General features: G+C 61.6%; 11 protein-coding genes and 1 pseudogene. 11 read left to right on the forward strand and 1 reads right to left on the reverse strand.

From position 1 onward, the window contains the following. Nucleotides 1-22 precede the first annotated feature (22 nt). Nucleotides 23-1,255 carry a GNAT family N-acetyltransferase gene (locus HMPREF0372_RS13530; RefSeq protein ID WP_007493525.1) on the reverse strand — a complete coding sequence of 411 codons (1,233 nt, stop codon included), beginning with the start codon at nucleotides 1,253-1,255 and terminating at the stop codon, nucleotides 23-25. A gap of 377 nt (nucleotides 1,256-1,632) precedes the next feature. On the opposite strand from HMPREF0372_RS13530, the gene HMPREF0372_RS13535 reads away from it, so the two are divergent. From HMPREF0372_RS13535 to HMPREF0372_RS20790, 11 genes and pseudogenes are all read left to right on the forward strand, one after another. Continuing rightward, a complete protein-coding gene (locus HMPREF0372_RS13535; RefSeq protein ID WP_007493531.1) occupies nucleotides 1,633-2,766 on the forward strand; it encodes a 1-propanol dehydrogenase PduQ in 1,134 nt (377 codons plus the stop codon). A gap of 373 nt (nucleotides 2,767-3,139) precedes the next feature. Then, nucleotides 3,140-3,490 (forward strand): ethanolamine utilization microcompartment protein EutS, encoded by a 351-nt coding sequence (gene eutS, locus HMPREF0372_RS13540; protein ID WP_007493532.1) that lies wholly within the window; start codon nucleotides 3,140-3,142, stop codon nucleotides 3,488-3,490. Between the two features lie 4 nt (nucleotides 3,491-3,494). Further along, nucleotides 3,495-3,938, forward strand: a complete 444-nt coding sequence (locus HMPREF0372_RS13545) for a EutP/PduV family microcompartment system protein (RefSeq protein WP_007493533.1) — start codon at nucleotides 3,495-3,497, stop codon at nucleotides 3,936-3,938. Between the two features lie 16 nt (nucleotides 3,939-3,954). Continuing rightward, complete coding sequence (locus HMPREF0372_RS13550) at nucleotides 3,955-4,539, forward strand: ANTAR domain-containing response regulator (RefSeq protein WP_007493534.1); 585 nt, start codon at nucleotides 3,955-3,957, stop codon at nucleotides 4,537-4,539. Between the two features lie 3 nt (nucleotides 4,540-4,542). After that, a complete protein-coding gene (locus HMPREF0372_RS13555; protein ID WP_007493535.1) occupies nucleotides 4,543-5,967 on the forward strand; it encodes a sensor histidine kinase in 1,425 nt (474 codons plus the stop codon). A 100-nt stretch (nucleotides 5,968-6,067) separates the two neighbouring features. Then, nucleotides 6,068-7,498 (forward strand): ethanolamine ammonia-lyase reactivating factor EutA, encoded by a 1,431-nt coding sequence (eutA, locus tag HMPREF0372_RS13560; protein ID WP_039997575.1) that lies wholly within the window; start codon nucleotides 6,068-6,070, stop codon nucleotides 7,496-7,498. 28 nt (nucleotides 7,499-7,526) lie between these two features. Continuing rightward, a complete protein-coding gene (locus HMPREF0372_RS13565) occupies nucleotides 7,527-8,897 on the forward strand; it encodes an ethanolamine ammonia-lyase subunit EutB (protein ID WP_007493537.1) in 1,371 nt (456 codons plus the stop codon). 13 nt (nucleotides 8,898-8,910) lie between these two features. Beyond that, nucleotides 8,911-9,798: an ethanolamine ammonia-lyase subunit EutC gene (gene eutC / locus HMPREF0372_RS13570; protein ID WP_007493538.1), complete on the forward strand. Its 888-nt coding sequence runs from the start codon at nucleotides 8,911-8,913 to the stop codon at nucleotides 9,796-9,798. Between the two features lie 20 nt (nucleotides 9,799-9,818). After that, nucleotides 9,819-10,469, forward strand: coding sequence for an ethanolamine utilization microcompartment protein EutL (gene eutL, locus HMPREF0372_RS13575; RefSeq protein WP_007493539.1), 651 nt, complete (start codon nucleotides 9,819-9,821; stop codon nucleotides 10,467-10,469). 46 nt (nucleotides 10,470-10,515) lie between these two features. After that, nucleotides 10,516-10,773: pseudogene (locus HMPREF0372_RS21355) on the forward strand (BMC domain-containing protein); the annotation flags it as partial. A gap of 357 nt (nucleotides 10,774-11,130) precedes the next feature. Next, the coding region (locus HMPREF0372_RS20790) for an aldehyde dehydrogenase family protein (protein ID WP_007493541.1) at nucleotides 11,131-11,881 on the forward strand (751 nt) is incomplete at its 3' end.

The following is an 11,881-nucleotide window of genomic DNA, read 5'->3' on the forward strand; positions in this document are numbered from 1 at the left end:
TACTGTGCTTGCACGGACAGGATCAGAAATAGGTGAAGTTTATGGGCTTCCGACTCCAGCCGATGGCGCGCTGCACGTCGGCAGCGTAGCCGTGGTCGGAGAGGGTCAGGCGGCCCAGGCGAAGGGCCTCGTCCAGAGAGAAAGCGCCCATCACCAGGGAAGAGAGGGTGGAGATATCGGCGGAAAGGGTGACGTCGGGCTGAGCATGCTCAACCACCTCCACCGTGCTTCCGGATATATTCAGCAGGAAGGTGCCGTTGTTGCCCTCGATAAAGTTGTCATCCACCTGGAGGGCCAGCACAAAGGGACGGCTGACCGGGGACTCACAGCGGCTCTGCATGCGGAAGTAGGCCGGCACATCGAAGATACGGGCCATGTAGCCCATTGTGCGGCGGGCCACCTCATGGATGCAGCCGTCGTGCGCGCGGTTCTCGCCTGTGTCCGGGTTGTGGAACAGCATAGTCAGGCTGGGGTCGGGGGAGAGGATACGCACCCGCTCGATCTGATCCACCTGGGAGGCGAAAAAGGTCATGAACTGCCGCAGCGTGTCCAGATCCTCATACACCATCTCGGGGACGAGCAGATCGTGGTACATGTCGGTGTAGTGGTCCACCGCCACGAAATCGAAGGTGAAGTAGCCGGTGAGCCGGCCGTCCCGGCGGCAGACCACCACGTAGGGCATGTCGAAGATCCGGTGAGGGTCCATATAGTGGTGGACCGTGGCACCGTGGGTACGCGCCGCATAGGCGCGGTAGAAGTCCAAAATCTCCTGCCGGTCCTCCGGCCGGGCATAGGACAGCCCGGACTTGTCGCCGTAGGAGCGGATCGCGGAGGGCTTGGGCTGGTAGAGATAGTTCTCGTTGCAGTAACCGTATCCCATGTTGGCATAGAACGCGGGATTGAAGGGGTGGAGACAGCCGATCGGCGTCCCCTGTTTGGCGTAATACCGCATCAACACCTTCAGGAGCGTGCAGGCCACCCGCTCTTTCTTGTGGAGAAAGTTTGCGGAGACATAGGCTGCGGCCCCCATAGGCATCATCACACCTCTGACGTTGAGGGTGAAATCCATCATCAGGATGGAGCCCAGCAGGGTTCCATCGTCGTCAAAACAGCCGAGGTAACGGCCCTCGTCCGGACGGTGCAGTTCGCCTTCCATGTTCTGGAGCAGGGCGGCCGGCGTCTTGGAGGGGAATGAGGTCACCACATTCCGGGCCAGCTGCTCCACCTCAGAAGGGAGAACGAATCTGATATCCATCAAAACCGATTCCTTTCTGTGAAACAGAGAGTCTATTTACTTGCCGCGCCGGAGGCCGGCGCAGGGGGCGGGGCTGGCTGGACAGCGCCCGCAAGGGCACGGGGGAGCCCGTGTCAGGTGGAACCAGACGGTTCCATGCGCACCTGCTTTGACGAGCCCCATTATGTCAGCATTTGCCGCGAAAGTCAACCCGCAGTTTGCCGAACGAAAAAAATTGAGCCCCGGCGAAAGAAAAGGCTTGACAGAGGGCTGCGCCATGGGGTAAAGTGAGACTGGCCATGCTGCGAGGAAGCGGCAGGGCTTTTGGAAGCGATGTAGCGTCCTGAACAGCGGTTCAGGGCGCTTTTTGTATTTCTACCGGCAGAAAGGAGCAGCATATGGACGCCTTCAGTGTTCGTACAAAAATTATGATCGGAGGTGGCATGGACGCGCTGGCCCAGCGGCTGCACCGGGTCTTTCTGGTGACGGACAAGTTCATGGACGAGAGCGGCAAAACGAATTATGTCACCGACCGACTGCTGCGCAACAGCGGCGAGTTCAAGATCTTCTCCGACGTGCAGGCCGACCCGGACATCGCCACCGTCACCAGAGGCGTGGAGCAGATTCTGGAGTTCCAACCCGATGCGGTGGTGGCCTTCGGCGGCGGCTCCGCCATCGACGCGGCCAAGGCAATCGTGTTCTTCGCCGCCCGGGAGCGGGACATGCGGGACTGCAAGTTCATCGCCATCCCCACCACCAGCGGCACCGGCTCGGAGGTGAGCCGCTTTGCGGTGATCACCGACCGGGAGAAGGGGGTCAAATATCCCTTGGTGGAGGACAGCCTGCTGCCCGATATCGCCATTTTGGACGCGGAGCTGACCACCAGCGTGCCTCCTACCGTGACGGCGGACACCGGCATCGACGTGTTTACCCATGCTGTGGAGGCCTTTGTGTCCACTGAGGCCACCGACTTCTCCGACGCGGCGGCGGAAAAGGCCATCAAGCTGGTCAAGCGCCACCTGCTGCCCGCCTATCAGAACCCCGAGGACCGCAAGGCCCGGCAGGGGATGCACAATGCCTCCTGCCTGGCGGGCATCGCCTTCTCCAACTCCGGCCTGGGCCTCAACCACGGCATGGCCCACGCCCTGGGCGCCCGGTTCCACATCCCCCATGGCCGGGCCAACGGCATCCTGTTGCCCTATGTGATGAGCTTCAACGCCGGCTGCGCCGAGCAGCTCACCTCCACCGCCAAGCGCTATGCCCGTATTTCCCGCCTGCTGGAGCTGGAGAGCAGCAGTGTCCGCCAGAGCGCCCTCAACCTCATTCGCACCGCCCGGCGGTACATCGAAAAGCTGAACATGCCCTCCACCCTCCAGGCCGCGGGCGTGAACGCGGCGGAGTTCGAGGAGGCGGTGCACGACATGGCGGAGGCGGCCCTGGCCGACCGCTGCACCGCCACGAACCCCAGAAGCTGCACGGCGGAGGAAATTGAACAGATCTTCCGCAAGGCCTACAGCGGGAAATTGCCCTGACAGAGCTCCTCCGCCGCGCAATTGCGCGGCGGAGGAATTTGGCGTAAAATGATATTTCGGATTGACAACTCCGCAAATTTCTGTTAAAATGAGCCAGAAAAAATGATAGAGATGCGTATAGTGGAAGGGCGGATTCGTGCGGCGTTAGTACGGCTCGCCTGGTAAACGATCAAGAGCGATGTAGCTCCCAAGAATTTTGACTTGAAATTCTGGGGGCTTTTTTTGTTTTTTCGCCCCGTACGCCTGTGAACCCCCTGCCGGTGTTGCGGAAAACACCGCAGCGCGTTTACGCAGGATAGGCTGCCCGGCCCTGTGGCATGATAGGGGGGGACAGCCCGCTGTTTCCAGCGGTTTTTAGGAGGAGCGTGCCGATTTGATTGAGCTTGATGAGAAAAAGCGGATTATACAGGAATTTGTACCCGGCAAGCAGGTCACCCTGGCCCATGTGATCGCAAACCCCACCGAGGATCTGTACCTGAAGCTGGGACTGATCGACGCCTCCGGCGCCATTGGGATCTTTACCATCACCCCCAGTGAGGCGGCCATGATCGCCGCCGATGTGGCCACCAAGTCGGCCAACGTGTCCATCGGCTTTGTGGACCGCTTCAACGGCTCGTTGGTCATCACCGGCGATGTGGCGGCGGTACAGTCGGCGCTGACGGAGGTTATGAATACCCTGTGCGGTATGATGGGCTTTGCATCGGCCCCCATCACCAAGACGTGATGCAATGGAGAGAAAAAGACGCATTATCCTGATCGGCCGCTCCACGGCCGGCAAAACAACGCTTTGCCAGCGGATCAACCACGAGGAACTGCAGTACCACAAGACCCAGACCGTACAGATTGTCAACCAGAGTATGATTGACACACCGGGCGAGTATCTGGAGCGGCGCTATTTTCGCGGGGCCCTCATGGTGACGGCCGCCGACGCGGACACGATTGTGCTGGTCCAGGACGCCACCGAGAAGGGGAGCATGTTCCCGCCCGCCTACAGCAGCATGTTTGCAAAGCCCTGCGTGGGGGTTGTGACAAAGTCGGATCTGGCGTCTGAGCATGAGATTTCAAATGCGAGGCAGTATTTGAAGGCAGCCGGCGCGGGTGAGATCTTTGTCGTCAGCAGCGTGACGGGCGAGGGCGTGGAAGCCTTGGTAAGGTATCTGGATTTCCTTTGAAGTCAGGAGGAGCCGCATGGAAAAGGATGCGATCCGTGTCGTCATTGCAGACGATGAGCCGATCAGCAGAATGGATTTGAAAGAACTGCTTACGGAAGGCGGGTATACGGTTGTTGCAGAGGTCTCCGACGGGTTTGATGCCGTGGAGAACTGCAAGCTCTACCATCCGGATCTCGTTCTGCTCGACATCAAGATGCCGTTTCTGGACGGACTGGCCGCGGCCAAGATCATCTATGAGGAGGAGCTGGCGGACACGATCATTATGCTCACGGCGTATAGTGAGCGGGAGTTCGTGGAGCAGGCCAAGGATTACGGCGTCAGCGGCTATCTGGTCAAGCCCATCGACGAGAAGTCGCTGATTCCCAACATCGAGCTGGTTGTGGCCCAGAGCAAGGAGATGAAACGGCTGCGCAAGGACATGGCCAAGGTTTCCGAGCGGCTGGCCAACCGCAGCATCATTGAAAAAGCCAAGGGACAGGTGATGCAGGAGCAGAACCTGTCGGAGCAGGAGGCGTACCACTATATACGCAAGCTCAGTCAGCTCAAGGGCCTTTCCATGCGCCGGGTGGCGGAGATGATCCTCGTGAAAGGCGGGGGTTGACAGGTGAATGTGATTTGGTCCCTCTGCAGAAAGTATACCGATCTGTCCGATGAAGAGATCCGCATCATCGAGCACATGTCAGAGACGCTGCAGCCTCTGGCCAATCTGGAGGGCGCGGACATCTTCATCGACTGCCCCGGACGGGACGGGAACGCCATCGTGGTGGCGGAGGCCAAACCGGAATGTGTGCCGTCGTCCTACAAGAACACGGTTGTGGGACTGCTGGCCAAGCCGGAGAACGAGCCGGCGGTGGCCCGCACCTTCCGCCTGGGGGTAGGAACCAAGCAGATGAAGGCCGTGACCCAGGAGAATGGGAGCACGATCCAGTCGGTAGAGCCCATCCGCAACGGCTCCCATATCATCGGCGTGCTGATCCTGGAGAAGCGGGTGGACGAGCAGAGGCAGGTCAGTGAGCGGATTCATTTCTCGCAGCAGAGCTTTGAGACCATCGCCCACGCCCTGGCTCAGATGGTGCCGGAGAACAACTGGCTCACCGAGTGTATCGACGAGGCACTCCTCATGGTGGACCGCAGCGGCATCGTGACCTTCCGCAACTCCCTGGCCCAGGATCTGTACCGGAGGCTGGGCTACATTGAGGACATCCTGGGACAGCCCTATGAGAACGTCCGCCTGGTGGAACAGGACGGCAACAGCGAGGAGTGCAGCGGCTACTCCTATGTGGAGACTACGGTGAGCAACCTGGTGCTGGACATCAAGCACATCCAGCTCAACTCGGCGGGGGCGGCCTTCGCCGTGATCATTCAGGATGTGACCTGGCGGCGGGAGCAGGAGCAGGCGCTGATTCTCAAGTCTGTGGCCATCAAGGAGATCCACCACCGGGTGAAGAACAACCTCCAGACCATTGCCAGCCTCCTGCGCCTGCAGACGCGCCGCACCGACAGCGAGGAGACGCGGCAGGTGCTGGGGGAGAGCATGAACCGGATCCTCTCCATTGCCAGCACCCACGAGCTGCTGGCCCAGAGCGGTGTGGACGAGGTCATGCTGGGGGAGGTCATCCTGAACATAAAGAACAATACCATGCGGTATTTTTCCAACCCCAAATGCTATGTCACCATTACCATGGAGGGCGGGGACTTTCAGGTGGACTCCGACATCGCCACGTCGGTGGCCATCATCATCAACGAACTGCTTCAGAACTCCCTGAAGTACGCCTTCCAGGACCGCTCTTCCGGAGAGATTCGGATCGTCGTGGAGCAGGGGAAGCTGTACTCCAGCATCCAGGTCAGCGACAACGGAGGCGGATTCGATGTGGCCAACACGGAGGGCAACCGCCTGGGGCTGTCCATCGTGCAGACGTTGGTGAAGGACAAGCTGCGGGGCAACCTGGAGATCGAGTCGGGCCCCGAGGGAACCTGCGCCAGATTCGACTTTAAAAATCAGATCATCGGAACGGCCGACGTGACGTAACGACGGCTGGAACAGACGAGCGACGGAGCTCGGATACAGAGGGATTCTCTGTACCCGGGCTCCGTTTTGCATTGAACTCTCAGGAAGCGGGTGAAGCAAGTTGCATGAAGTGATCCTCAGCGTGGGCATCGATATCGGCACCTCGACGACCCAGCTCATTTTCAGCCGGCTGACCATCGAAAACCGGGCCAGCAGCTACACCGTGCCGCGCATCGACATTGTGGATAAAGAGGTGATCTACCGCAGCAAGATCTACTTTACGCCCCTGCGTTCGGCCACGGAGATCGACGCGGAGGCGGTCAAACGGATTGTGCGGGAGGAGTACCAGGCGGCCGGCATGACGCCGGAGATGCTCCGCACGGGTGCGGTGATCATCACCGGCGAAACCGCCCGGAAGGAGAACGCCAACGAGGTGCTGGAGGCTCTGTCCGACCTGGCCGGAGACTTCGTGGTGGCCACCGCCGGACCGGATCTGGAGTCGGTACTCTCCGCCCGGGGGGCGGGCACCGACGCCCTGTCCAAGGAAAAGCGCACGGCCATCGCCAATGTGGACATCGGCGGCGGGACCAGCAACATCGCCGTCTATGAGAAGGGCGTGCTGCGGGGGACCTGCTGCCTCGACATCGGCGGGCGGCTCATCAAGGTGGAAAACGGCCGCATCAGCTACATTTTCCCCAAGATCCAGGCCCTGGCCGCCGCCAACGGAATCTCGCTGGCGGTGGGCGACCGGGCCTATCCCGAGCAGCTCTACGGCGTGTGCCGCCTCATGGCGGCCCAACTGGCCCAGGCCCTCCGCCTGGCGGGGGCGGACAGCCACCACGCCGGCCTTTATACCAACAACGGCAAGCCTCTGCCGGAGCAGCCGGCCATCGCCGCGGTGACCTACTCCGGCGGCGTGGCGGACTGCATCTATCAGGAGATGGAGGGCGACGTGTTTCGCTTCGGCGACATCGGCGTCCTCCTGGGAAAGGCCATTCGGGCCGACCCGGATCTGAGCCGGGTGGAGCGCTTTACCTCCATCGAGACCATCCGGGCCACCGTGGTAGGGGCGGGAACCCATACCACCGAGGTCAGCGGGAGCACCATCCACTATGAGCAGGGCACGCTCCCCCTGAAAAATGTCCCCATTCTTAAGGTGTCCGAGGAAGACGAGGCGTCGCTGGAAACGCTGAAGGCTTCCATTTTGAATCAGATGCCGCTGTATATGCCTGAGGGAAAAGCGGAGCAGCTTGCGATCGCTTTTACCGGAGAAAAGCGCACCAGCTTTGCGGACATTCAGGCATTGGCGGCAGCTATCATTGAGAGCACGAAGGAGGTGATCAGCAGCAGGTATCCCTTGGTCGTGGTGGTGGAGAACGATATCGGAAAGGTGCTCGGAAACGCGCTGAACGTACTGCTCAAGCGGGAGAAGGACGTCATCTGCATTGACGGTATCCGCACCCTGAGCGGCGACTACATCGATATCGGCGAGCCCATTGCAGGCGGGCAGGTGCTGCCCGTAGTGATCAAGACCTTGATTTTCAATTCTTAATGTTAGGACTTATGAGAGGTGAACTAGCATGATCCTGAAGACAAAGCTGTTCGGCCATGTGTACGAGTTCAAATCGATTCGGGAAGTCATGGCGAAGGCAAACGAGGAAAAATCCGGCGACAAGCTGGCAGGCATTGCCGCCGAAACCGCAGAGGAGAGAGTGGCCGCCAAGGTGGTGCTCTCCAATCTGACCCTGAACGATCTGCGCAACTGCCCTGCCGTCCCCTATGAGGAGGACGAGGTGACCCGGATCATCCAGGATTCTGTCAACGAGACCATCTTTAACGAGTATAAGAATATGACGGTGGCCGAGTTCCGCGAGTGGCTGCTGGATACCCAGACCACCCCCGACATGATCCGCCGGGCCTCCCGCGGCCTGACCTCTGAGATCGTTGCCGGCGTGTGTAAGCTGATGAGCAACCTGGACCTCATCTACGCCGCCAAGAAGATGCGCGTGACCGCCCACTGCAACACCACCATCGGTCTGCCCGGCACCTTCTCCTCCCGTCTGCAGCCCAACCACACCACCGATGATCCCAACGGCATCATCGCGTCCGTGATGGAGGGCCTGTCCCTGGGCTGCGGCGACGCCGTCATCGGCCTGAACCCCGTGGACGACTCCGTGGAGAGCGTGGCCCGCATCCTGAAGATGTTCGACGAGTTCAAGCGCAAGTGGGAGGTTCCCACCCAGATCTGTGTGCTGGCCCACGTGACCACCCAGACCGAGGCCGCCAACAAGTTCGGAGCTCCCCTCGACCTGATGTTCCAGTCCATCGCCGGCTCTCAGAAGGGCAACGAGGCCTTCGGCCTGAACGCCGCCATGCTGGACGAGGGCCGCGCCACCATGCTGTCCCGCGGCACCTGCACCGGACCCAACGTCATGTACTTTGAGACCGGCCAGGGCTCTGAGCTTTCCTCCGAGGCCCACAACGGCTGGGACCAGGTCACCATGGAGGCCCGCTGCTATGGCTTTGCCAAGCGCTACAACCCCTTCCTGGTCAACACCGTCGTCGGCTTCATCGGGCCCGAGTACCTGTACGATTCCAAGCAGGTCACCCGCGCCGGCCTGGAGGATCACTTCATGGGCAAGCTGACCGGCATCCCCATGGGCTGCGACGCCTGCTACACCAACCACATGAAGGCCGACCAGAACGACATCGAGAACCTGGCGACCCTGCTGGTGGCCGCCGGCTGCAACTACATCATGGGCGTGCCCGAGGGCGACGACTGCATGCTGATGTACCAGTGCACCGGCTACCATGAGGCTGCTGCCCTGCGCGAGGTCTTTGGCCTGCGCCCCATCCACGAGTTCGACATGTGGCTGGAGAAGATGGGCTTCTCTGAGAATGGCAAGCTGACGCCCAAGGCCGGCGACGCTTCCGTGTTCCTGAAGAAGTAAGGAGGAGCGAAGAATGGACGAGAAAGATCTGAGAAGCATCATTGAGCAGGTGCTGACGGAAATGAATGTGTCCGGCGCCAAGCCCGCCGAGAAGGCCGCTGCCGCTTGTGCGTGTGAGTCTGCGCCGGAGGTTGAGGACGGCTGCATCCCCGACATCACGGAGATCGACATTCGCAAGCAGTATCTGGTAAAGAACCCTGAGAACGGCGAGGAGTATGCCGAGCTGAAGATGAACGCTCCCTGCCGTCTGGGCATCGGCAAGGCCGGCGCCCGCTACAACACCCTGCCCCAGCTGGAGTTCCGCGCCGCCCACTCCGCCGCCCAGGACGCCGTGTTTAACGACGTGGACGCCGAGTTCGTGGAGAAGATGGGCCTGTGGACGGTGCAGACCCAGTGCGACAGCAAGGACACCTATCTGACCCGCCCCGATCTGGGCCGCAAGCTCAGCCCCGAGGCCGTGGAGACCATCAAGGCCAAGTGCAAGAAGAACCCCACCGTTCAGATCTACGTGGCGGACGGCCTGTCCTCCGCCGCCGTGGCCGCCAACATCGGCGATCTGCTGCCCGCCATCATGCAGGGCCTGGAGAGCTACAAGATCGATGTGGGCACCCCCTTCTTCGTGAAGTATGGCCGCGTGGGCGTCATGGATGAGATCTCCGAGCTGACCGGCGCCACCGTCACCTGCACCCTGATCGGCGAGCGTCCCGGCCTGATCACCGCCGAGTCCATGTCCGCTTACATCGCCTACAAGGCCACCGTGGGCATGCCCGAGGCCCGCCGCACCGTGGTGTCCAACATCCACCGGGCCGGCACCATCCCCGCCGAGGCCGGCGCCCACATCGCGGAAATCATCAAGATCATGCTGGATAAGAAGGCCAGCGGTACCGATCTGAAACTGTAAGAGCAGGGAGGAAAATCAATATGAAACGCGATCCGTTGCCCGCACATGTACTGGCGACTCGCATTATCCCCAACGTGGCTCCCGACATGGCGAAGGAGCTGGGCCTGACCCCTGACCAGAAGTCCCTGGCCATCGTTACTGCCGACAGCGACGATGTGACCTACACCGCCCTGGACGAGGCCACCAAGAAGGCCGACTGCAAGGTTGTCTACGCCAAGAGCTTCTACGCCGGCGCCGCCAACGCCAACACCAAGCTGGCCGGCGAGATCATCGGCATCCTGGCCGCGCCCAACCCCGCCGAGGCCAAGGCCGGCCTGGAGGCCTGCGTGGACATGATCGAGAATGTGTGCCACTTTGTCTCCGCCAATGACGACGACAGCATCTGCTACTATGCCCACTGCATCTCCCGCACCGGCTCCTACCTGTCCGAGGGCTGCGGCATTGCCGAAGGCGAGGCCATTGCCTACCTGATTGCGCCTCCCCTGGAGGCCATGTACGGCGTGGATGCCGCGCTGAAGGCCGCCGACGTGCGGATGTGCGTGCTGTACGCCCCCCCGTCTGAGACCAACTTTGGCGGCGCCCTGCTGACCGGCAGCCAGTCCGCCTGCAAGTCCGCCTGTGACGCCTTCGCCGCCGCCGTCGAGTCCGTCGCCGACCAGCCCAAGGTCTGACCGGCAGAGCGACCGGGCCCGCACGGGCCCATGAACGGAGGTACATATGAAGGCATTGGGTATGATTGAAACCCGCGGCCTGGTCGCCTCCATTGAGGCGGCCGATGCCATGGTCAAGGCTGCCAACGTCACCCTCCAGTGCAAGGAGCATGTGGGCGGCGGCCTGGTGACCATCATGGTCCGAGGGGATGTGGGCGCCGTCAAGGCGGCCACAGACGCCGGTGCCGCAGCGGCGGAACGGGTGGGAACCCTGATTTCCGTCCACGTGATCCCCAGACCCCATGAGGAGCTGGAAGAAATCCTGGGACACATCCCCGCCGAACCAGACCAGCCGGTTCCCCCCACGCCTCCCGCCCCGGCCCCTGAGCCGGAGCCGGAGGAGGGTGAGCCGCTGGAGCCGGAGGAGCAGGAGAGCGATGGCGCGGTGATGGAGCCCGCCAGCCTGACCACGGAGGAGCTGGAGCATATGGCGGTGGTAAAACTGCGGGCCGTGGCCAGACAGATCGGCCTGACCAGCATGACGCGCAAGGAGATCCGGTTTGCCAAGAAGGAAGAGCTTCTCGCGGCAATCACGGCGTTCCTGGCGGAGCAAAACAACTGAGCATGCTTCGCGGTTTGAGACTGCCCCCGGCATGAAGTTCAGCGAAAGGAATGGAACTGTATGCAGCTAATCGATAAAGATCTCCTGTCCATGCAGGAGGTTCGGGAGCTGGTAGAGGCGGCCAAGGAGGCCCAGCAGGAGCTGGCCCGGATGGACCAGGCCCAGGTGGACCGCATTGTGCGTGCCATTGCCGACGCGGGTGTGCGCAACGCCCGCCGGCTGGCCCAGATGGCCAACGAGGATACCGGCTTTGGCATCGTGGACGACAAGGTGATCAAGAACATCTTTGCCAGCCGCGGTGTCTACGAGCACATCAAGGATATGAAAACCATCGGAGAGACCAGCCGGGACGACGCCAAGCGCCTGCGCACCATCGCGGTGCCCGTGGGCGTGATCGCCGGCCTGATCCCCTCCACCAACCCCACTTCCACCGCACTTTACAAGGCGGAGATCGCCATCAAGGCGGGCAACGCCATCGTGTTCTCCCCCCACCCCACGGCCCTGCGCTGCATCCTGGAGACCGTCAAGGTCATCCGGCAGGCGGTGGCCGAGGCGGGCGGCAATGAGAACCTGGTCTCCTGCATCACCATCCCCACCATGGAGGCCACCGACAACCTCATGCGCCACCGCGACGTGGCCATGATCCTGGCCACCGGCGGCTCCGCCATGGTGCGGGCGGCCTACTCCTCCGGTACCCCCGCCATCGGCGTGGGCCCCGGCAACGGCCCCGCCTACCTGGAGAAGACCTGCGACCTGCCCCTGGCAGTGAAGCGCATCCTGGACTCCAAGACCTTTGACAACGGCACCATCT

It is taken from the genome of Flavonifractor plautii ATCC 29863, from assembly GCF_000239295.1.
Classification (GTDB): Bacteria; Bacillota; Clostridia; order Oscillospirales; family Oscillospiraceae; genus Flavonifractor; species Flavonifractor plautii.